Origin of the sequence: Paucisalibacillus algeriensis, from assembly GCF_000577245.1 — a bacterium.
In the GTDB taxonomy this organism is placed as follows: domain Bacteria; phylum Bacillota; class Bacilli; order Bacillales; family Amphibacillaceae; genus Ornithinibacillus.
Genome location: NZ_CBYO010000007.1, coordinates 417,880 through 438,868, shown reverse-complemented (window position 1 = coordinate 438,868; position 20,989 = coordinate 417,880). Strand labels below are relative to the sequence as shown.

The 20,989-nt window shown below is 36.9% G+C and carries 23 protein-coding genes; 13 read left to right on the top strand and 10 right to left on the bottom strand.

Going from position 1 to position 20,989, the window contains the following annotated elements; all coding sequences use genetic code 11:
* Positions 1-11 precede the first annotated feature (11 nt).
* A complete protein-coding gene (locus TY11_RS06585; RefSeq protein WP_042144153.1) occupies positions 12-1,259 on the bottom strand; it encodes a hypothetical protein in 1,248 nt (415 codons plus the stop codon).
* Between the two features lie 122 nt (positions 1,260-1,381).
* Between TY11_RS06585 and TY11_RS06580 the strand changes: the two genes are divergently transcribed.
* Positions 1,382-2,410 carry a MerR family transcriptional regulator gene (locus TY11_RS06580; protein ID WP_042144151.1) on the top strand — a complete coding sequence of 343 codons (1,029 nt, stop codon included), beginning with the start codon at positions 1,382-1,384 and terminating at the stop codon, positions 2,408-2,410.
* 96 nt (positions 2,411-2,506) lie between these two features.
* Positions 2,507-2,977 carry a GyrI-like domain-containing protein gene (locus TY11_RS06575; protein ID WP_042144147.1) on the top strand — a complete coding sequence of 157 codons (471 nt, stop codon included), beginning with the start codon at positions 2,507-2,509 and terminating at the stop codon, positions 2,975-2,977.
* A 131-nt stretch (positions 2,978-3,108) separates the two neighbouring features.
* On the opposite strand, the gene TY11_RS06570 is transcribed toward TY11_RS06575, so the two are convergent.
* Complete coding sequence (locus TY11_RS06570) at positions 3,109-3,948, bottom strand: N-acetylmuramoyl-L-alanine amidase family protein (RefSeq protein ID WP_052345764.1); 840 nt, start codon at positions 3,946-3,948, stop codon at positions 3,109-3,111.
* Between the two features lie 173 nt (positions 3,949-4,121).
* On the opposite strand from TY11_RS06570, the gene TY11_RS06565 reads away from it, so the two are divergent.
* From TY11_RS06565 to TY11_RS06540, 6 genes are all read left to right on the top strand, one after another.
* Entirely contained in the window at positions 4,122-4,898 is a 777-nt protein-coding gene (locus tag TY11_RS06565; protein WP_042144145.1) for a 3-hydroxybutyrate dehydrogenase, read from the top strand.
* A 465-nt stretch (positions 4,899-5,363) separates the two neighbouring features.
* Positions 5,364-6,278 (top strand): hypothetical protein, encoded by a 915-nt coding sequence (locus TY11_RS06560; protein ID WP_042144143.1) that lies wholly within the window; start codon positions 5,364-5,366, stop codon positions 6,276-6,278.
* Positions 6,279-6,300: 22 nt separating this feature from the next.
* The gene (locus tag TY11_RS06555) at positions 6,301-6,948 is read left to right on the top strand and encodes a DUF4129 domain-containing protein (protein ID WP_042144140.1); all 648 of its coding nucleotides are present in this window, start codon (positions 6,301-6,303) and stop codon (positions 6,946-6,948) included.
* A gap of 14 nt (positions 6,949-6,962) precedes the next feature.
* Entirely contained in the window at positions 6,963-8,084 is a 1,122-nt protein-coding gene (locus TY11_RS06550; protein WP_042144139.1) for a DUF4350 domain-containing protein, read from the top strand.
* Positions 8,081-9,010, top strand: coding sequence for an AAA family ATPase (locus TY11_RS06545; protein ID WP_042144137.1), 930 nt, complete (start codon positions 8,081-8,083; stop codon positions 9,008-9,010). Before TY11_RS06550 ends, TY11_RS06545 begins: the two co-directional genes overlap by 4 nt.
* The gene (locus tag TY11_RS06540) at positions 8,961-10,319 is read left to right on the top strand and encodes a DUF58 domain-containing protein (RefSeq protein ID WP_042144134.1); all 1,359 of its coding nucleotides are present in this window, start codon (positions 8,961-8,963) and stop codon (positions 10,317-10,319) included. The genes TY11_RS06545 and TY11_RS06540 overlap by 50 nt, the downstream gene beginning before the upstream one ends.
* Here the strand turns inward: TY11_RS06540 and TY11_RS06535 are convergent.
* Complete coding sequence (locus tag TY11_RS06535; protein WP_042144132.1) at positions 10,297-11,277, bottom strand: stage II sporulation protein M; 981 nt, start codon at positions 11,275-11,277, stop codon at positions 10,297-10,299. The two genes, TY11_RS06540 and TY11_RS06535, sit on opposite strands and share 23 nt — an antisense overlap.
* 82 nt (positions 11,278-11,359) lie before the next feature.
* Here TY11_RS06535 and TY11_RS06530 point away from each other — a divergent pair, with 82 nt between their 5' ends.
* Positions 11,360-12,151: an RDD family protein gene (locus tag TY11_RS06530; RefSeq protein ID WP_042144129.1), complete on the top strand. Its 792-nt coding sequence runs from the start codon at positions 11,360-11,362 to the stop codon at positions 12,149-12,151.
* Between the two features lie 105 nt (positions 12,152-12,256).
* Here the strand turns inward: TY11_RS06530 and TY11_RS06525 are convergent, their stop codons facing one another.
* Genes TY11_RS06525 through TY11_RS06500 form a run of 6 tightly spaced genes read right to left on the bottom strand, consistent with a single transcriptional unit; the run spans position 12,257 to position 17,169 of the window.
* Complete coding sequence (locus TY11_RS06525) at positions 12,257-13,477, bottom strand: ABC transporter permease (RefSeq protein WP_042144127.1); 1,221 nt, start codon at positions 13,475-13,477, stop codon at positions 12,257-12,259.
* Positions 13,470-14,402: an ABC transporter ATP-binding protein gene (locus tag TY11_RS06520; RefSeq protein ID WP_042144126.1), complete on the bottom strand. Its 933-nt coding sequence runs from the start codon at positions 14,400-14,402 to the stop codon at positions 13,470-13,472. Before TY11_RS06520 ends, TY11_RS06525 begins: the two co-directional genes overlap by 8 nt.
* Positions 14,371-15,279 carry an ATP-binding cassette domain-containing protein gene (locus TY11_RS06515; protein WP_042144124.1) on the bottom strand — a complete coding sequence of 303 codons (909 nt, stop codon included), beginning with the start codon at positions 15,277-15,279 and terminating at the stop codon, positions 14,371-14,373. The genes TY11_RS06520 and TY11_RS06515 overlap by 32 nt, the downstream gene beginning before the upstream one ends.
* A gap of 1 nt (position 15,280) precedes the next feature.
* Positions 15,281-15,682, bottom strand: coding sequence for a GntR family transcriptional regulator (locus tag TY11_RS06510; protein WP_042144122.1), 402 nt, complete (start codon positions 15,680-15,682; stop codon positions 15,281-15,283).
* Positions 15,683-15,700: 18 nt separating this feature from the next.
* Positions 15,701-16,426 (bottom strand): hypothetical protein, encoded by a 726-nt coding sequence (locus TY11_RS06505; RefSeq protein WP_042144120.1) that lies wholly within the window; start codon positions 16,424-16,426, stop codon positions 15,701-15,703.
* 14 nt (positions 16,427-16,440) lie between these two features.
* Complete coding sequence (locus TY11_RS06500) at positions 16,441-17,169, bottom strand: hypothetical protein (RefSeq protein WP_042144119.1); 729 nt, start codon at positions 17,167-17,169, stop codon at positions 16,441-16,443.
* 345 nt (positions 17,170-17,514) lie between these two features.
* Between TY11_RS06500 and TY11_RS06495 the strand changes: the two genes are divergently transcribed.
* Complete coding sequence (locus TY11_RS06495; protein ID WP_042144117.1) at positions 17,515-18,021, top strand: DoxX family protein; 507 nt, start codon at positions 17,515-17,517, stop codon at positions 18,019-18,021.
* A 47-nt stretch (positions 18,022-18,068) separates the two neighbouring features.
* Here TY11_RS06495 and TY11_RS06490 read toward each other — a convergent pair whose 3' ends face one another.
* Complete coding sequence (locus TY11_RS06490) at positions 18,069-18,446, bottom strand: PH domain-containing protein (RefSeq protein WP_042144115.1); 378 nt, start codon at positions 18,444-18,446, stop codon at positions 18,069-18,071.
* Positions 18,447-18,554: 108 nt separating this feature from the next.
* Between TY11_RS06490 and TY11_RS06485 the strand changes: the two genes are divergently transcribed.
* The 3 genes from TY11_RS06485 to TY11_RS06480 all read left to right on the top strand — a co-directional run bounded on the left by TY11_RS06485 (position 18,555) and on the right by TY11_RS06480 (position 20,985).
* Entirely contained in the window at positions 18,555-19,154 is a 600-nt protein-coding gene (locus TY11_RS06485) for a superoxide dismutase family protein (protein WP_042144112.1), read from the top strand.
* Positions 19,155-19,293: 139 nt separating this feature from the next.
* Positions 19,294-19,479: a putative holin-like toxin gene (locus TY11_RS21085; RefSeq protein ID WP_369797396.1), complete on the top strand. Its 186-nt coding sequence runs from the start codon at positions 19,294-19,296 to the stop codon at positions 19,477-19,479.
* Between the two features lie 309 nt (positions 19,480-19,788).
* Positions 19,789-20,985 carry an MFS transporter gene (locus TY11_RS06480; RefSeq protein WP_042144110.1) on the top strand — a complete coding sequence of 399 codons (1,197 nt, stop codon included), beginning with the start codon at positions 19,789-19,791 and terminating at the stop codon, positions 20,983-20,985.
* The last annotated feature ends 4 nt before the right edge of the window (positions 20,986-20,989 follow it).

Sequence of the window (20,989 nt, the reverse complement as noted above, 5' to 3'; positions counted from 1 at the left end):
AATTAGGAGATCTACTGAATCGTTAATACTTCCCCTGTTACCCCGTCAATTATAATGTCACAATCTACTCTTCCACATAAGACATAACGATTTGATTTGTTTTCCTTGACATATATAGGCGTAACGTTAATATGCTTATACATCTTTTCCATTGCATCGGTTTTGTTTATTGTTGCATCCTCAGATTCCTTATAGGATTGGTACATATCTAGAAAAAGTTTGTTATCCCAATAATTTGCCGTTTTATAGTTTTCTCTACTTATAATTACTTTTAATTTTCGCCGGAAAGCGTTAAACATATCACCTTTTAGTTCGGTTATAATATAGTTCTTTTCTGGATACATGCCAGTTACAGTCCATTTTCCGGAATCCTTAGGAAATAAACTACTGACAAGTTTTTTAGTTTCCTCTATACAACGATGAACTTCTTCTTCTGAAATAGGTGTTACGGTGACCTTTTCCATGGCGTCCTGATACGAAACTTCGGTGGAAAAATCAATGTCTTTAGGAGTTAATTCATATGTATTGGCGCTATCCCACTCTAAACTAACATTCATTTCTATTAAGGTATTCAGGTTATAAAGACTTTCAGGTAAAAGAATCTCTGACTTATCGTTACGAATAAAAAGTTGGTTTAAGTTCCAAGCTTTTAACCACTTTTCTTCTTTTTCAATTGGTATATCAATTAATGTTATATGTTGTTCTACCTCATTCCTAATATCCTCTTTTGTTAAAGAAAAAGGTTCCCAATCTACTTCATCTTCTGTCGGAAAAACACCACCTATTGAGAATAGGCTGAGTTGGTTATCTTCATTAAAGGCAACCTCGATATCCCCTGTAGGTGCAATATCGATATTATCAATGGTTGCATGAAAAGTAAATTTCCTCTCTGTTTCACTCATAAGCTTAAATTGCCTACCAAACATCAACCCGGTTAGTTCCTCTATCCATTCGATAACATGTTCAATATTTGGTGAAGGAAAAATTCCTTCTTGAGCAAAAGAGACATCGTTAACAAATATAATACGCCTTATTTTATTGGTATGGAGATCGACATCCATCACAACAGAACCATCAGGATTAAAGTCCTCATTCTCCTTATTTACTTGATCTTCTGGAAACCACTCTAATGAAAGGATATAGTTTGTATTATTATCAACATTAGTTTCCGAAAAAATGTGATGTCGCTTTAGTACATAGTCATCTAAACCATAGTCCTTCTGTAACGAATTGGCAATGGCGTGAATTTGCTCGTTCATCTTTATCCCTCACTTTGCTGAATTCGATTATAGTATAACAGAATAAAATAATTTTTTATAAAATGTACTTTACCTTCCCCTAAGGGTAAGGTTTATAGTTAAACCAAGGAGGAGTTGTAACCATGAAAATAAATGAAGCTGCTAAATTCTTAAGCACGACACCAAAGACACTTCGCTTTTATGAAAGTAAAGGTTTAATTACACCTGAGAAGGATGAAAACAATCAGTACCGTTACTACACGGAGCACGATCTCTATCGGATCAGCACAATACTTGCATTGCGGGAAATTGGAGTTTCTGTTGAGGAAATAAAAACATTACTAAACAATCCGAATTTGAGCATGAATCAATATCTAGATATTCAGCGTTCTGCTCTGTTTGAACAATGGATTGAAATGCGAGATATGATTGAAACCATTGACCAAATGATAGAATCAGGCAATAACTCCATAGAAAACATACATCAACTAGCCAATCACTTAAAAAACCTTAAAGAAATTCGAAGTAAATGGCAGGACCGCTGGAACTTTGATGACCAGGCATTGGATTATGATGAAAACATCAAGAAAGAAGGGCATATATTTAATGTCCACGAAGGATATGATGAAGCACTTGCAACAGTGGAAGAGTTGGTGAACGTAGAGGCGGGAGATATTGTTTTAGATATTGGCATTGGGACCGGTAACCTAGGTTCAAGATTCTTAAAGGGCGAAGTACATGTTATAGGTGTTGATCAATCAGAGAGGATGCTGAAAGTTTGTAAGGAAAAACACCCTAAAATTGAAACAAGAAAAGGTCACTTTCTTGCATTACCTCTCTTGGATCATTCTGTTGATTCCATTGTCTCTAGTTACGCATTACATCACCTACCAGACGAGGAAAAAGTGCTTGCATTAATGGAAATGACAAGGGTATTAAAAAACAACGGTCAAATTTGTATCGCTGATTTAATGTTCGAAGACCAAAGCCATCGTAAAAAGGTAATAGAATCCTATCAACAAGCAGGTAAACATATAGCAATAGAAGTAATTGAAGACGAATACTTTGCAGATAAAGCTTTACTGGTGAATTGGCTAAGGGAGAATGGATTTCAAATAGAAACAATACAATTTAATGATATTTTAGGATTGGTTTACGCAAGAAACTATTGAAACCCATTTTCTCAACCCTTAATATAGAATAAAAGACAGACAATTACAAAACCATACATATGGATGGCGTAATATACCAATTAGGGAGATGAGAGAATGGAGATATCAATCAAAAAACGAGATGCTTTTAAAGCGATTGGCGTCCGTTGGCAAGGGACATTTCAGCAAGCTCAAGCAGGTGAAATTAAAGAACTTATGCAGCAATTTCGTATGAGGTTAGATAATCTACCTGAAACGATTAATAAAGAATTTATCTTGGGCGTATCCTATGATATTAATGAAACTGGCTTTACGTATTATCTTTGCTGTGAAGTAAAAGGACAGTATTCATTACCTGAAGATATGGTTGAAATCAATGTCCCGGAGCTAACTTATGCTAGCTACTATCACAAACCTGAGGAAAATATCAGTGAAACATACACAGCTGTCTATAAGTGGATTAAAGAGGAAGGTTATCGATTGGATGATCAAATAAACCTCCAACATTTAGAGATTTATCCATCTGATTATCATCCAATAAATGATGCTCCAAGATTAACAATCAATATTCCAGTAAAGATGATTTAAGAGAATGTCTCGTGTGCTAGTGGAGTTAGATGGCCACACGCGAGACATTCTCTTTATTATTTTTTATAAAAGTTTGGTTACCACTTGGAGAAGTCCGTATAAACATATTTTACGAAAACATTCTATCTATTTCATTCCCAAAAGTACTCAATCAATCCCAAAGTAATGGCTCTAGCAACTTTATCTTGATAGCTTTCCGATTGAAGGGTTACAAGCTCAGTCGTATTTGTAATAAACCCCAATTCAACCAATATGGCAGGGCTCTTATTATCTCGGAGAACCCGGTAATTACTTTGGATAACACCTCTATTACGTAATGGTACTTCCTGAGATAACGCGTTTTGGATATGCTGAGCAAGACTATGACCACTTTGGTAATAGTAGGTATTGATTCCACCAACATAATCCTCAGGAAAAGCATTAAAGTGAATACTGATAAAAGCATCTGTTTCCGATTTGTTACTAATTGCCACCCGATCATTTAGGGGAACAAAAGAATCATCTGCCCTTGTCAAAATTACAGTAGCCCCGCTATTTGTTAGTTGCTCTGCAATCTTTTTCGATGTTACTAGAATGAGATCTTTCTCTAAGACACCGTTATGCCCAATCGCCCCAGGGTCCTTTCCCCCATGACCTGGGTCAATCACAATGGTATAACCTGTTAACAACCCATCTGGTAAGAACACTTCTTTATCCTGTTTAGGTACTAAATGATTAGAAGCTATCCATACTGCTTCCCCATTATAATAGGTTTGAGCCCAACCAGAAATTTCCCCGAAAATCCTGACTTGGTTTCCCTTTTTTAGTTTGCCGACAATTTCCGCATGATTAGACGGGCCATTACGAATATTTAACCAATCAGTATTTACTTCATATGTTTGTCCAGTTTTTGCGTGTGCGCTTATAGCTGTAGTGATCATAAAAAAAAGTGAAAAAATAGCTAGTATTGTAATGCGTTTTATATAGTCCATGCGAAGCTCCTTAAATAAAAAAGTACTCCAATGTAAGATTTTCCTTAAATGCCTTTTTTTAAACAATAGATTTAATGGGTTTTTTGGCAGGAAAATAAATGGTACTGTCGAAAGGTTAAAGACATGGGAAAATCTCACACTTACTTTTGAAGTGGAACTTTGGAGGGGAAAAGATGGTGAAAAATAAAGTCGTATTTATTACTGGAGCAGCGAGTGGTATCGGCTATGCAATCGGGAAGGAATTTGCAGAACTTGGCGCGAAGGTTATGCTATCAGACGTCAATCAGGAAAAACTAGAGGCTGCTGTTAATGGGCTAATAGAATTAGGATATGAAGTGTCCGGTCATAGATGTGATGTCACAAGCGAGGAAGATATAGAAAAAGCAATTAACCAGACGGTTTTTGAATTTGGAAGGCTTGATGTTCTTATTAATAATGCTGGGATGCAGTATGTTTCTCCAATTGAGGATTTTCCAACGGATACTTTCGAAAAAATGATTAATATAATGCTTGTTGGGCCATTTGTTACGACAAAGTATGCACTACCACTTATGAGGAAGCGAGGTAGCGGAAGAATCATTAATATGGCATCCATAAATGGTTTAATTGGATTTGCAGGGAAAGCGGCTTATAATAGTGCTAAACATGGCTTAATTGGATTAACAAAGGTTGCTGCACTAGAAGCAGCAGATTCTGGTATTACGGTAAATGCAATATGTCCGGGGTATGTCGATACACCGCTTGTTCGGAATCAGCTACAGGATTTGGCTTCGACAAGAAATGTAGCGCTAGATCAAGTTTTAGAAGAGGTTATTTATCCGCTGGTTCCACAGAAAAGACTTCTTGATGTAGAAGAAATTGCCGACTACGTAGTGTTTCTAGCTAGTGATAAGGCAAGAGGGGTGACTGGACAAGCAGTAGTATTAGACGGAGGATATACGGCTCAATAATAAAGGAGCCTCATTGGTGTAGAGTCCCCAGTGGGGCATTTTTTTATTGCTGTTTTCTTTAAAGATAGTTAGTAATTACATAATTGATAGGAACTGTGCGGTTAATAATATTCTTGTTAGAGCAACTGACTCGCTACGGAAATACACTCGGCTTTCCGAGGGCACGGCCTCAGCCGCTAAACGGCAAGGTAGACACTGTGAGGTATTTTCGAATAGATGTCACCCCTGTACTGAAAGTGAAGGCTGAGTATTCTGCCGAAGCGGTATCCTATCACTACATTCTTCAAGAAAGTAATTTTTGATTTAGTTACCGAACAATTTCTATCAACGACGAAAATAATAGCAACAAACATTTCAAAAACAAACTCCTATATTAAACAAAATTTATCGAATCGGATACGAATAATGGTAAAATAGAAAGTAAATGTAAGAAATATTTTATCTACTTAAAACAGGGGGATTGAAATGGAAGACCACTTAACAAAACCTAAGAGTTTTGGGGCTGTGTTAGACCAAACTTTTCGTATTAGTAAGAATAACTTTTCAACGTTTTTTATGATTATGTTAATCGTTGTTGGGCCCATTGTTTTATTGGATGCTCTTATCTCTTTATTAGCGGGATCAAGCTTTTTTCGAGATGTGGCTGGTGGAGGCTCTTTCTTTGAACAACTATCAAACACAATAGATGACTCCCTTTATGGAACAACATCACTAGCTGAAGATCTTGGAGCCTTGCTTATAGGACTTGCGACTATTGTATTATACCCTATTGCACAAGCTGCAGTTATTTATGCAATTGAAGCAATACGGAATCACGAAGAATTTACAGCAGGATCTGTCATTAAGGAAGCTTTTTCTCGATTTTGGCCAATTTTTGCTAGTTCACTTTTATTTGGTGTTATTGTATTTGGAATGGTATTTGTACCAGTGTTAGTCATCTCCGCAATTACGGCAATTGGTGCGCTTGTAAATCCAATAGCGGGAGTCGTTATTTTTATTGTCTTGTTTCTGGCTATAGGTAGTGTAATTGCTTACTTTCTAACTAGATGGAGTCTTTACCTTCCAGCAGTAGCATTTGAACCATGTGCACCAGGCCTTGGTAGGAGCTGGAACTTAACACGTAAAAACTTTTGGAGAACATTTGGACTGATTGTTGTAATCGGTGCGATTACAATCATTATAAGTGTTGTTTTTGACCTATTAGGTACCGCATTACTAGGATATAGTGTCTTATATTCGATTATTATTAATATCGTTACGATTATCACAACCATGTTTTTCTCTGTAGGCTATGCATTAATCTACTTTGATTTAAAACAACGTAATGATGGTGATGATCTAATGGAAATGATTGAAAGCTATGAATCTCCAAATGAATAATCCCTAACCTAAGGTGATGATAATGATAGAATTAAACCAAGCACGAGATACGATGGAAGATATATTAAATACCCGAGAATACCGAATTTATTACGAAGATAACCGGAATTTCCTTGAGGAATGGTGGGATTCTGTTGTGGAATGGTTCCAAGAACTATTAGCGAGCATTTTTACTTCGCTAGAGCCCTCAAACGGATTTGCCACTGGTTTGGTGATTATATTAAGTTTAGTTGCCCTCATTTTAGTGATTACTGCGATTTTCTTTTCCGTTCGTTATTACAATAGAAAGAAAATTTTTAAAGAGCAATCACCGCTCTACCATAAGAGTGAGAGGGATTGGACGTATCAGGACCACATAGTACAGTCTAAGGAACAGGAGAAAAAAGGAAATCTTCAAGCTTCTACACGCCACTTGTTTTTGGCCTTGTTATTGTATTTTCATGAAAAAGGTTATGTAGAAGCAAGGATTTGGAAGACAAACTGGGAGTATTTTGAGGAATTGAAACGATCAGATAATAAACGGGCAGAGAGTTTTTATCAGTTGGCGAGAGATTTTGATGATGTTGTTTATGGGGAAAGAACGGTAGAAGCAGAATCTTATGAAGGTTATAAGGAAATGGTTTTACATTGGATTCAGGAGCCACCCGAAAGTGGAATGGTAAAAGGGTAAGGGGGCGATGAGAAATGCAAAAATCAATTAAAAAGACATGGATCGGGCTGTTGGTACTGTTAATCATCTTTGTCACTGTTAGTATAGTCTTGAGTTCGAATAAGCCAAAAGAATATCCGCCATTTCTTTCTGCATCTCCATCTCCGTCCGGGATAAAAGGCTTTTATACATATTTAGAAGAAGAAGTGAACTCTGCAAGACGCTGGAATCACGCACCATCGCTATTAAAAGAGGAGGAGAATCAACTGCTTCTTATGGTTGAACCTGCATTAATAACAAACCAGGCTGTCATGAAGGATTATCTTGAATTTGTCGAAGCGGGGAATACGATACTTATTTTTAAACGGAATTTAGAGGGTATGTTCGATATAAGTACAGACTATGGCATGATAGATAGTGAAACTGTCATATTGGAGAACGATGCTGGAACTGAGTTCCATGCATCGATGTTTTCGCAAGTACGAATATTACCAGAAGCAAATGATCAAGTGTTACTGCAAGATGATCTAGGGGTTATTGCCATTAAGCGGCAAATCGGTAGTGGGCATTTAATAGCAGTAAATTCGCCTGACTGGTTAACCAATCAACATATTTTGGAAGAAAATAATCTAGACATAGTTCTTGGATTGTTGGAAGAGGAAAGCTGGACTAGTATATTGATTGATGAGTTTACCCATCAATCCAAAGGAAAAGGTATTTCAGACGTATATCCAATGTGGTTATTAGTCGCTGGATTACAACTGATTCTTTTTACACTATTATGGTTGCTTTATAAAGGGAAAAGATTCGGACCAACCCGGATTCCAAGGGAGGACTATGTTCGTTTTAGTGATGAACGAATAACCGCATTAGCATCTTGGTATCAAAAAGGAAAGGCTTACCGGGAATCACTTAATAACCAAGCTGAATATCTACGATTAGTCCTCGGGGAAAAATGGGGGATATCTTATCAAAAGGAATGGAAGGATCTAAAAGAACTACTTACACCAAAGATAAACGTGATGAATGATGAAGAATTATCAATATTTTTATATGACATTGAGTCAGTACTGCAAAAACAACAGATAACCAAGCAAGAATACTTATTATGGTCTGGGAGAATTGACCGATTGCGGAAAGAGGTGGAGGAAGGATGAGAATGGAACTAACATCCTTAATTGAAAGTTATGAAAGAAGAATTCTAGGACAGTCTAGAAATCTACGTTTACTATTATCTGCTATTCTATCGGGTGGGCATGTACTCTTAGAAGGTGTGCCTGGGACAGGTAAAACACAGATGGTTAAAACACTAGCTAATCTACTAGGCGGTGATTTTAATAGGATTCAATTTACACCGGACCTATTACCAAGTGATATAACGGGTAGTACGATTTACAATATGAAGGATAGTACATTCCAGACATTGAAAGGGCCAATATTTGCGAATGTATTATTAGCAGATGAAATAAACCGTACGCCGGCAAAAACACAAGCAGCATTACTAGAGGCGATGGAAGAGAAACAAGTTACGATCCAAGGGGAAACCTATCAACTTCCAGAGGTGTTCTTTGTAGTAGCTACTCAGAACCCAATCGAGTTCGAAGGGACGTATCCTCTTCCAGAAGCACAACAAGATCGTTTTCTATTCAAACTACACATCTCCTTTCCATCTGTAGAAGAGGAGACAAATGTGCTAAAAAACGTATTGGAAAATAAGCAATTTATCGAAGATCTTCAGTCGGTAATGGATATGAATACATTCTTATCTATCCGAAGAGAGATTGAAGCAGTAACATTGAGTGAAGAGGTCTTGGCATATATTATGCAAATTGTCCGTCGTACAAGGGAAACGGAAGATATTCGATTCGGTGCTAGTACAAGGGCGGCAATTGCGGTTGGTAAGGCAGCCCGTGCCTGGGCTTATATACAAGAGCGTGATTATGTAACACCAGATGATGTGAAAATGGTAGCAAAACCAGCACTACGCCATCGTATTCAACTATCTCCGCATATGGAATTGGGGGGAGTGAACATTGACCAAGTTATTGAGGAACTTGTGGGGTCGGTTCCTGTTCCAAGATAGAGGAATTGTACCAACGAAGAAATTTCTAGTTTTTTATCTCTTTATTTCGTTTACTATTACCTTATTAACCTTAGTCGGAATTTCCTGGGTAGCTGTATTTGTACTGAATGCAATGATTTTACTTGTAAGTTTCATAGACTTATTCTTTACCCCAAAAAGAAGCCAACTTATACTCAAACGTAGTATACCTAAACAACTGGAAAGAGGAATTACCTATTCGGTTGGAATTGATGTAGAGAACCTATCGGATTTAAGCTGTAAAGTCCAATTAATCGATGGTACACCTCAGTCCTTTAAGGTGAATTCTCCAATAATTGGGTTAATACCAAAGAGAGAAAAAGTAAAACTATCCTATCATATTGTTGCTCCTGTCCGAGGGAAATTCGAGTTAAACAAGCTCTATTTCCGATATGCTAGCAGTTTAGGGCTGTGGAAAAAGCAATCTTCAGCTGAGGTAATCGATGAAGTTAATGTTATTCCAGACTTAATAGAAACAAAAAAATACCTGGAGGATGCCCAAAAATACCTCATGCATGAAGGATTGAAAGTTCGAAAGCATAAGACTGGTGTTGGGGAATTCTCTCAGATTCGTAACTATGTAGTTGGTGATGACCCGAGGAAAATCAATTGGCGCCAAACCGCAAAATTACAAAATGTGATGACAAATGAGTTTGAACCAGAACACGGAAAACATGTCATGATTCTAATTGATTGTGGACGGATGATGGGAGCGGAATTACGCCGTACCAATCGGTTGGAAAAAGCATTGGAAGCGGCGATTACAGTTGCGGCTGCAGCTCTAGATAATGGGGATTATGTAGGTGTCATAGCTTTTTCTAAACAAGTATCTGTGTTTGTTCCTCCCGATAAGGGTATGGCACAATTACATAAGATACTGGAGTCCGTTTATCATTTGGAAGTTGATGCATCTGAATCTAATTATCTACAAGCATTACAATATTTACAATCCGTTCAAAAGAAGCGTAGTTTAATACTATTATTTAGCGATATCCAAACATTTCTGCAAGAGGATAGGACACTAATGTACTTTGAAGGAATTAGGAAACGACATTTGTTCCTTTTAGTAACGGTGGAAGATGAGTTGATGGTGAAAAGAGCTAAAGAGGAACCAACCGGCGTCAATCAGGCAATGGTAAAAGGGGTTGCACAACAGCAAATACTACACAAGAAGAGACAAAAGGCGAAATGGGAACGAAGGGGATTTATACTGGTAGAGGCAAAGGAAGAACGGCTTGCAACTGATGCCGTCTCCCAATATATACACATTATGAATCAAGGCTTGCTTTAGTTTGCTTTTGTACAGGTAGAACTTTCCCAAGTGCAATATAGCTGATCAATCCAATTACAGTTATTCCTGCTACAGCATATTTTGCTTCCAATGAAATCGATGCTGGTGTGATGAAGCCTTCAATGATTCCAGCAATAATAAATAATGGGACAGTTCCAAGAAATAGTTGCACACTACGTTTCCCGTGATATTTTAATTGATATGCGCGGGAATACTTTCCTGGAGCAAAAAGTTTATAACCCATTAAGAGTCCTGCTCCACCGGCAATGAAGATAGCAGTTAATTCAATCATGCCGTGTGGAACAATATAGGCCCAGAATTCATATGTCATGTTATAGTGCCAGAAGAGTCCGGCCAATGCACCAACTAAAAGACCATTAAACACCATTAAATATACTGTTAATATCCCAAACGTAATGCCGCTTGCAAATGCTAGAATCGCAACTTGAATATTATTCGTCATAATTTCAGCGGACATGAGGGAAGAGTCAATTGCGTCATGTCCTTCTCCTAATCGTTCAGGGTCAACGCTTTGAGAAACGTCAGCAGGTAGAACAGAATATATATGAAGTGGATCATCTACAATGGCAAGAAATCCTGCTAGACCACCTGCAAAAAATAGGAGCATAGCAACTACAATGAACTTCCATTGTTCATATAATAACCCAACAAACTTCCTTGTAAAAAAATCTCGAATCTGTTTACCACTAGTTACCTGATCTTTATAAAGTATATTATGAGATTTTGCAACTAGATCATTAATATAATACGTAACATCCTCATTTGGAAAATACGTTTGACTATAGGATAAATGTTGAGCTACTTTCTGATACAGGCGGTCAAATTCAGAGATAGTCTCACTGGAGATGTTTTTTCTCCCTTTATTTAATTGGCTAACATACTGTTCAAGCAGTTTCCATTCCGAGCGGTGGAGCTTAATAAATTGTTTAATATCCACTTAAGAACCTTCTTTCAGGGCTTAGTTTTATTATCTATTATTATAATTTAAAAAATAGTGAAACACCAACAGGGGGTCAGAAATGAATCAGGGACAAATAGAAATAAAAACACCGGAATTTGTTTCCTTAAATTATCAAATAGCAGGATTAGGTAGCCGAGGGGCTGCAATGATTATAGATCAATTACTATTACTTGTAGCTAACACCGTTATTTACCTTATCTTCTTAATGGCAAATGTAGCAGAAATATTCTATCTATCAAACTCATGGGTACCAATCGCAGTTGCCATCATTATTGTATTTATTATCAATTGGGGATATTTCTTTGTGTCAGAGTATTTCTTTGGTGGAAAAACACTAGGAAAGAAGCTAATTGGGATTCGAGTGATTCAAGAAAATGGCCATAGCATCACATTTTTATCTAGTTTAATTCGCAACCTTTTACGTATTATTGATATGCTACCAACGAGTTATTTCTTAGGAATGGTGTTTATATTCTTTCATTCTAAACATAAGCGCCTAGGAGATCTGGTTGCGGGCACGATTGTTGTACATGAACGCGGTGCTAAAAAACAGGGTACTTCTAAAATTGATAAAGAAATTTTACGACGTGGACTGACCAAAGAAAGTTTATCGCTAGAGGATTTTGCACTTCGATCTTTAGGAAAAAAAGAGTGGGAGCTACTACGTATTTACAGTGGGAAATTCCTGAATATTAAATTGGATGATAGAGTGCAACTTACAAGACAGCTTTCTACAAAGCTGCTACCGAAAGTTGGTCTAGATGCAAGAGATAAAGAAATTACCGAACTAGAAAATATCCTCCTAACTCTTTATTTGATTACGAAGGATGAATGGGAGTATGAATTATAAGGTAAGCAATAGCTATGATTAAAGAGTGAGGGACAGCCCCACAATATGATGACCATGTTGGGAGGCTGTCCCTCTGTGCTTAGTTTTAACTAATGTGCATAAACATTAAGAACGAATCCACTTCCAAATTTCTCCTGGAGTAGCGTTCTTTCCATACATTAAAATACCAACCTTAAATATCTTACCTGCTAGTTTCATAAATAATAGAATACTAATTACCAGAACGACTATCGCAATAATAATTTCCACCCATGGCCATTCATCAAGAGCAGTTAATCGCATAATTAGGACACCAGGTGAAGTGAATGGGACATAGGATGCAACTTTAGCAACCATTCCACTTGGATTACTTAGTACTGGGGCCATTAATACAAAGGATAGGAATGGTAACATCATCACTAACCCTTGGAAGTTCCCACTGGTTGTCATATCAGCCATTGTAGCACCAATTCCAACAAAGATGGCAGCAAATAATAAATAGCCAAGTATTGCAATGAAGACTAGCAATAGTGTTTCGGGTACGAATAAATATTCGATAATTGGTTCATCAATTTTAGTCGCAGCAAATGGTACAACAAAAATGAGTAATACAGCAACTTGGATAAGACCAAGTACGAAATAACCAATAATCTTACCGTTCATTAGCTCTCCAGGAGTTACGGAGGACAAGATAATTTCTGCAATTTTATCTTTTTTCTCCTGTGATGCGCTTTGGAAGATCATCATACCAGTTACAACAATCGCAAATAGTATGATGCCCGCAAAGATCCCAGGTACTAATTTCTCAAGCGGGCTAGCTAGGGAAACTGATTCTTCCGCTACATAATCTTCTGCAGAAGTTTCTTCAAAAACAACATTACTAGATATTATTGCTAATTCTTCCTCTGTTAAATCTAATTGCGCAATTCTTATTTGTTGTAAAGGACCTGTCAGTAGTTGAACCTGAGAACTAAATCCTGAGTCAATTTCATCTGTTGTATAAACAGGAATTACGCCACTTTCCAATGCTTCCGGTGTTAAGAAGATATAAGCTGTATCCTCATTGTTTTCTAATTCATCATGAATGTCACCTTCTGTTAAGTCCGTTTGCTGTAACTCCCAACCTAATTCATACTGGTCAACAGTTTCAGCTAACATATCAAAAATCTCAAGTTGATCATTCACAAAAACAGTCGTTTCGGATGGCTCATCATCTGAACCAAATAAACTCCCTAAAAATCCAAATCCAAGAATGAGAATTGGTGTTAGGAATAGTCCGATAACAAATGATTTATTTTTCAAATTACGCTTTATTTCCCATTTTGCTACTTTCATAGAATTACGCATCAAGTTCACCTGCTTCCTGAATTAAGTTATTATTAGTTGCAATATCAATAAATATCTCATGTAGTGAAATCCGGTTCATCTTTAATTCTTGTACGACCACATTACTAGGTAAGTCTTTGAGCCAACTAGTCGGATCAACATCTTGTTCAAGAAATAGCACTGCTGATTCTTCCTTTTGTTCTACGCGCCCGACCTTTGGGATACTTTCTAATATTTGTAGACTATTTTTACCTCGTATTGTACATTTAAAGTTCGCATATTTTGTCTTCACTTCATCTAGTGTACCGTAAATTACCTTTTGTCCATTCTGGATCATAAATAATCGGTCACACATTTCTTCTACTAGATTCATTTGGTGTGAGGAAAGTAGAATAGCAGTGCCATTGTCTGCTAAATTACGAATCTCATCTTTGAATAATTCCTGACTGACAGGGTCTAAACCTGAAAAAGGTTCATCCAGGATAAGTAGCTCTGGTTCGTGAAGGATGGAACCAATAAATTGTACCTTCTGTCCCATTCCCTTAGATAATTCATCGATTGAAACCTTATCTTTTCCTTCTAAATCAAATTTCTTTAAATACATTAATATTCGTTCTTTGGCCTTATCAAGTGGGTAATCTTTTAAATCTGCAAGATATAGTAAAATGTCCATAACTTTTACGTTTTTGTATAGGCCACGCTCCTCTGGTAAATAGCCAATTTTATGTCTTGGGATTTCCTTTCCTTGATGATTATGAAACGTGATTGAGCCTTTATCGGGATACATGATTCCCATAATATTTCGGATAGTTGTTGACTTTCCAGCACCGTTAGGTCCTAGAATAGCCATGATTTCACCTTTTCTTACTTCAAAGGTTATTCCTTTTAGGGCCTTCTTATTTTTAAAGGATTTTTCAAGGCCTTCCACTGTTAACATGACTTCCATGTTGAATTCCTCCCATTTTCTTTTTATTATTTAACAGGATGGTAATAATGTCGTCCAATTCTAAAGAACTACGATTACTCCATTTGATGCTCATCGCTTCGAGGAAAGCTTCTGTTTCCGCTGGATTGTCGGAAATAATCATCCTATCTTCACGTGATACTTCACCCGGAATACTAGTGTCTGAAAGCGAATCATTTAGCCAAAAACGGGCGTAGGTAGAAGTAAGCTCCTCTTTTTCAAAGTGACCTAGCATTTTCCCGTTATGTAATACGAATAAGTAATCGGAAAGTTTCTTAATATCATCAATTTGATGACTTGCAATTAAAATTGATCGATTACCTGGTTCCATCCAATCGACTAGTAAATCAATCAATAGTTTCTTAGAAGGGATATCCATAAAGGATGTTGGCTCGTCTAGAATAAGTAACGGAGCATTCCTGGGAACAGTAAGTGCTAGATTTAGTTTTTGCTGAACACCCTGGGATAGCTTGCTGAACTTCTTATGAAGTGGAACATCAAACAATTCTATCATTTTCTGAAAAAGTCGCTCATCCCAGTTTGGGTAAAGTGGAGCTATTAAACGTTTTAGTATTTCACCTGTAAATGCATTCCATCCAATAATGGTTTGTGGTTGATAGGCTACTAAAGGTTTCCAGCTTTCATTCTCCCCATGAACAAACTTATTATCAATCTTAATGTTTCCATGATCAGGTTTAACAAGATTCATAATTGTTTTAAGTAACGTACTTTTACCGGAACCGTTATTCCCTATTAAGGCTGTAATGGTACCAGGCTCCAGGTGTAAGTTAATCGGTCCAAGATGAAAATCATCCATAATATGTTTTTCTAAATTCGATATATATAATAATGGCTCCATATCAGTTATCTCCCTTCCCCTTTGGATAAGTATGAAGTATTTCAAGGAAAATATCCTTTATCTGTTCGAGATTATAATCATAGTTAATGGCTGTGTTGATAGCATTTTCCATTATTTTATGAACGGAGGATACTTTTACTTCTTGTTTTAGATCATCTGCTAATTCGGCTACAAATGTACCCTTTCCTTGAAGTGTTTTTATAAAGCCCTGCACTTCTAAATCCTGATAAGCCCTTCGAGTGGTAATAATACTGATTTCGAGATCCTTCGATAATGCACGAATCGAAGGAAGTGGTGTCCCAGTAGGAAGTTGTCCACCAGCAATAAGTGCTTTAAATTGATTGACAATTTGGTGATAAATAGGTTCTCTTGAATCCTTGGAAATTTTGATCGGAAGCTCCAATGTCTACACTCCTTTCCATTAGAGATAATCCGTATTCTTCATTAGTTTCACCATTTTATTCTTCCAATAATGAATGCCTATAATGGCAAATATAATGGATAAGATTGCTGAGGCCATACTCCACTTCTTAGCAAGGATAATAGTCCATTCTACCACTCCATATGTCACGAAGAATGGCATAAAAAATATGAAAGCAATGATGACAGCAATCAATAGAAGGGACAATATAAATGATAAAGAATTTCTCTTCATATTCGATCCAACATCAGCAGAAAGTGCACTAAGACCAGCATATATTCCAAAAGATAACCAGATAATAACAAACGAAACATAAGCATCCAATTCCATTATTCCTCTTACTTTAGGGCTAATGAGGTATAACATAATCAACATATATAACTGGAATGGAAATGACCCAATTAGATATAAAATGATGGACTTTAATACGATAACTTGTTTTTTCACTGGCAGGTGCAGTCCCATGATTAGTGTTGGGGATGCCCAAATATTCCCACTTATTTGCTGAAACTGTAAACCTTTCACCCGAGACCATATTGGCCCATAAACAAATAGGATTAAAAAGAATAAATCTAAGCCAACAAATCTAGATTCTTGGGCATTGAAACCTTGGATAAAGAGGAATGTAAATAAAGAGTAGAGGAGATATTGCCCGATATAACTACTCCAAGATACCTTTAACTCAGGTTTCGATAATTGTAAAGCAAGCTTAAAATCATCAGACACAAAAAACACCTCTATTAACTATAGTTTAGCTTCCTAAGAACCTTTTTCATTTTAGTTATCCATAAAACGTATCCTAAAATAGCAATGATAATTGATATGCAGGTTGCCAAAATAGGTAAATCTTTTGCAAAAACTATGGACCAATAGACAATGCCGTGACTAGAAAAGGAGTGAACCATAGCAATTAATAAAAATAACAACATGCAACATACCAATAAAATTATACTAATTCCCGAATTGGATACCCAAAACCCCCTTACACCGATACTCAATCTGGGAACGAGGTATCCAATGAAGATTGATAAGGATAACCAGATTGTTGAGAACGCAATAAACGAACCAACTGATAACATATCAACGAGTGGTGTGAAGAAATAAAGAATAATCAGTCCTAACAAATGTGCTGGAAATGTATAGCAACCATGAATGATTAATCTGCTTTTTACAATAGTGTCATGTGGAATTGCTAAATGATTTTGCATGACCACTATTGGTGAAGCAATAAACTGGTGAGCAATATGTTGGGTTTCAAAGCTTTTTAGTTTTGGAAACAAAGGCGATGAACCAAATACCAAAAGAAATAGTAGATCATATAAAGCCGTTCCCTCATCTAAATATGTAGGCATTTGGGTAACAAACATAGCTATAAATAAACCTGTTACAAGGTAGGCAAGTAGTATATTGTATATGGATTGATGAAGTTCTAATTTAGTTATTTCAAATGCCTTTCGCCAATTATTCATTAGAGTAATCCTCCTTACTAAAGTGTTATAGTGTATATGTTTATATACACAGTATAACTATAAAGATATATGATGTCAATAGTTGATTCGGGCATTAGGATGAACTTAGCACGAGGACACGACATATTAGATACTAAGTGACTTCTACAAAGCAGTTCACAATTTTGTAATATATATTGTGAATTAGTGAGCAAAAACATATTTACATACGAAAAATTCCATGCTATTATCAAAGTGTAATAAGGAAACACACTTACAATATATTGTGAAAAGTTGAGCATGTAACAGTTTATGTGAAAAGATGAGCATTAAAAATATAAACAAACAAAAGGAGTTGTATCTATTATGTTAAACTTCATTCGCGAAAACAAGGTAGTTGCAGGTATTCTAGCAATCATTCGTATCTATATTGGTTATGCTTGGATAACAGCAGGAATTGGTAAATTAACAGGTGGCGGATTCGATGCAAGTGGCTTCATCCAAGGTGCCATTGCAAGTGCAGGTGGAGATCATCCAGCTGTTCAAGGCTGGTGGGCAACGTTCTTAGAGGCAGTAGCCCTGCCAAATGCAGAATTATTTAGCTTCATGGTAATGTGGGGAGAAATTTTAGTTGGCGCAGCATTAATTCTAGGAATCTTTACTAACTTTGCAGCATTGATGGGTACCACAATGAACTTCGCATTCTTATTCAGTGGCACAGTAAGCACAAACGCTCAAATGGTATTACTAACAGTATTCCTAGTAGTTGCAGGCTTCAACGCAGGACGCTACGGTCTAGACAGATGGGTCATTCCATTCCTAAAGGACCATACTCCAACTCGTAAACATACTAAAAAAGTAGTAGTTGCTTAATTAATAAAGATAAGGCTGGTCTTCATTATGAAGGCCAGCTTTTTAGTTTACCGACAAACATAATCAGCTAATACACTTTGTACCTTGTATATATTTAACTGTTTATTAAAGTTCTTTTGGATTGGCGCAGCACTTCCTGACAACCATATTTTTAGCTCTGCTTCTAAGTCGAACGTTCCTGCTGTTTCGATGGAAAAGTGAGAAATATTTTTATATGGAATAGAATGATACTCCATCTTTTTCCCGGTAACACCTTGCTTATCTACTAAGATTAGCCTTCTGTCGGTGAAAACAATTAAGTCCCGGATTAGTTTGTAAGCATGCTCGACACGTTCTGATGCCGATAGTAACTCTTTAAGCTCCTTTTCAGCATCTACATTCTTTATTTCGGATGCATTTCCCATCACACCATCAAAAAAGCCCATGATAATCCCTCCCTGATTCCTAAAATTCATGTCTATTCTATGTTTAATGATACCTATTCATGTAAATAATGTAAACGATTACCATACACATCATCTGGAGGGATTAACATGAAAAAATTCAATTGGTTAGTTATAGTAGCTTCTTTTGTTGTTATATATCTTATTGCTTATGGAGCTACAAAGGTGGATAACGACAAGACTAGTAATGGAGAAGAGAATCCAAGTATTGAAACGTCTGGGATGCTTAAAGAATCTGGTAAATCACTATTAGTTACAATGGTTAACACGAATGGGGAAACGATTGGTGAAGCAAGGCTTGAGCAAAAGCCGGACGGTGTAAGTATTAACCTAGATGCATCAAAATTACCACAAGGAACACATGGATTCCATATTCACGAGAATGGATCCTGTGAGGCACCATCCTTCGAGTCAGCTGGTGCACACTTTAATCCAACCAATGCAAAGCACGGTTTTGATCATCCGCAAGGTCCGCATGCTGGTGATTTACCAAATATAAATACGACAAATTATGGATTTGTATCAACAACTGTTCTAGCGAATATGGTGACATTGGAAAAAGGGAAAAAGAATTCCTTATTAAAAGAAGGCGGTACTGCATTGGTGATTCATTCCAAAGCAGATGATTATAAATCACAGCCGGCTGGGAATGCTGGCGAGCGTATTGCTTGTGGTGTGATAGCAGAATAATTGGTTGAGAAGGGCTCTGAGTTTTATTCTCAGAGCCCTTTTTACTGCAACGTGAAATACAGTTTAAGTTTCATGGAGTATACTCGGGTCTATGCTGAGGATTATGTAATAAACAAAAAATAACACAAAATACGAATGTATGTTCGTATTTTTGGTAATGCTATGCTATAATCGAGGACAAGATAATGTTCCGATAGGGGTTTTAGCTTATAAGTTGGGGGTGATGCCACTGAGAATTTATGAAGTCATGATGGTGCTAGGGAACTTTGGTACCTTACTACTATCCCTACTTGCTTTAGTTCTCACCATGATCAATAAAAATTAATAGACCCACCTTTTAGGAGAGTCTAAACACTTTTGTTGCAGAACCCTATAGGGAACCACTTATCAAGAGTCCAGTTGCAGCTGGACTCTATTTCATTTTTGAAACATATTATACCACATCTACCCAGGACAAGGTAAGCACTGCACTGCTGGGTCTTGAATGATGTCACAGAATGAAAATTTCTGCAGGTATATTTAGGGGGGATGACAACCTAGAATTGAGATAATAAATTAATTACCTGTCCCCCATTCCATTTCCAATAAGACTCCTGTATAATATGTTTCGAGTATCGAAAGAAGGGAGATAACTATGGGGGCACATGCTGAAGTACAACAAGAAGTAATACAAGAAAAAATTTGGACGCGAGACTTTATTTTAATATGTCTGGCTAATTTTTTTATCTTTTTTGGATTTCAAATGACCTTACCAACCTTACCTTTATTCGTTAAAGAATTAGGTGGTAGTGATCAGTTAATTGGTATTATTGTTGGGATATTCACCTTTTCAGCTCTTGTTTTACGACCATATGCGGGGCATGCGTTAGAATCAAAAGGACGACAATTTGTATACATGACTGGTTTAGCTATATTTGTTGTTTCGGTTGGATCCTTTGCGTTTATAGGAAGTATTGCTATTCTGTTGATTGTGAGGGTCTTGCAAGGTGTTGGTTGGGGATTGTCGACTACAGCTACCGGTACTATTGCAACGGATATTATTCCCGCAAGCAGAAGAGGCGAGGGATTTGGTTACTTTGGATTATCCGGAAATATTGCACTTGCATTTGGACCTGGACTTGGCCTTGCATTAGTAGGGAAAATATCCTTTATGTCTTTGTTTTTAATTTGTGCAGCTTTTGGTTTAGTGGCTTTCCTTCTTTCGTCTAAAGTTCGTTACAAAAAAGTAGAAGAAATACCGGAAAAAGCAGCCGCACCAAGATTTGATATCTTTGAGAAGACGGCAATTCAGCCATCTATTCTAGTTTTATTTATCACATTCACATTTGGTGGAATTGCAACATTCTTGCCATTACATGCAATTGAACGAAATGTTGCAGGAATCGAAGCATACTTTCTTGTGTATGCAGCTTTTCTATTAATCTCTCGAACCTTTGCTGGTAAAATATATGATAAAAAAGGTCATCTGTATGTATTCTTACCAGGTACAATCATGATACTTATCGCCATGATCCTATTAGCTTGGTTACCAAGTACGTTTATCTTACTTGTTGCTGCAGGACTATATGGATTTGGATTTGGAACTGTACAACCAGCCTTACAAGCATGGGCAGTGGAAAAGGCTGCTGGTAATCGAAAGGGAATGGCAAATGCAACATTCTTTTCATTCTTTGACCTAGGTATTGGGTTGGGTGCGATAATATTTGGTCAAATTGCCTTTCTATTCAATTATAGTACGATTTATGCAACAGGAGCCGGGTCTATACTCGTATCTATGTTAGTCTATATTTTATTAGTGATAAGAGCCAGAAAACAGGAAGTTAGTCATTAAACGG

Coding starts and splice junctions, on each gene's coding strand:
- TY11_RS06555 (WP_042144140.1), top strand. CDS start 6,301: ATGATAGAATTAAACCAAGCACGAGATACGATGGAAGATATATTAAAT.
- TY11_RS06525 (WP_042144127.1), bottom strand. CDS start 13,477: ATGCGTAATTCTATGAAAGTAGCAAAATGGGAAATAAAGCGTAATTTG.
- TY11_RS06550 (WP_042144139.1), top strand. CDS start 6,963: ATGCAAAAATCAATTAAAAAGACATGGATCGGGCTGTTGGTACTGTTA.
- TY11_RS06565 (WP_042144145.1), top strand. CDS start 4,122: ATGGTGAAAAATAAAGTCGTATTTATTACTGGAGCAGCGAGTGGTATC.
- TY11_RS06560 (WP_042144143.1), top strand. CDS start 5,364: ATGGAAGACCACTTAACAAAACCTAAGAGTTTTGGGGCTGTGTTAGAC.
- TY11_RS06490 (WP_042144115.1), bottom strand. CDS start 18,446: ATGGGCTTTTTTGATGGTGTGATGGGAAATGCATCCGAAATAAAGAAT.
- TY11_RS06515 (WP_042144124.1), bottom strand. CDS start 15,279: ATGGAGCCATTATTATATATATCGAATTTAGAAAAACATATTATGGAT.
- TY11_RS06585 (WP_042144153.1), bottom strand. CDS start 1,259: ATGAACGAGCAAATTCACGCCATTGCCAATTCGTTACAGAAGGACTAT.
- TY11_RS21085 (WP_369797396.1), top strand. CDS start 19,294: ATGTTCGTATTTTTGGTAATGCTATGCTATAATCGAGGACAAGATAAT.
- TY11_RS06530 (WP_042144129.1), top strand. CDS start 11,360: ATGAATCAGGGACAAATAGAAATAAAAACACCGGAATTTGTTTCCTTA.
- TY11_RS06520 (WP_042144126.1), bottom strand. CDS start 14,402: ATGGAAGTCATGTTAACAGTGGAAGGCCTTGAAAAATCCTTTAAAAAT.
- TY11_RS06495 (WP_042144117.1), top strand. CDS start 17,515: ATGTTAAACTTCATTCGCGAAAACAAGGTAGTTGCAGGTATTCTAGCA.
- TY11_RS06500 (WP_042144119.1), bottom strand. CDS start 17,169: ATGAATAATTGGCGAAAGGCATTTGAAATAACTAAATTAGAACTTCAT.
- TY11_RS06580 (WP_042144151.1), top strand. CDS start 1,382: ATGAAAATAAATGAAGCTGCTAAATTCTTAAGCACGACACCAAAGACA.
- TY11_RS06570 (WP_052345764.1), bottom strand. CDS start 3,948: ATGGACTATATAAAACGCATTACAATACTAGCTATTTTTTCACTTTTT.
- TY11_RS06485 (WP_042144112.1), top strand. CDS start 18,555: ATGAAAAAATTCAATTGGTTAGTTATAGTAGCTTCTTTTGTTGTTATA.
- TY11_RS06575 (WP_042144147.1), top strand. CDS start 2,507: ATGGAGATATCAATCAAAAAACGAGATGCTTTTAAAGCGATTGGCGTC.
- TY11_RS06545 (WP_042144137.1), top strand. CDS start 8,081: ATGAGAATGGAACTAACATCCTTAATTGAAAGTTATGAAAGAAGAATT.
- TY11_RS06480 (WP_042144110.1), top strand. CDS start 19,789: ATGGGGGCACATGCTGAAGTACAACAAGAAGTAATACAAGAAAAAATT.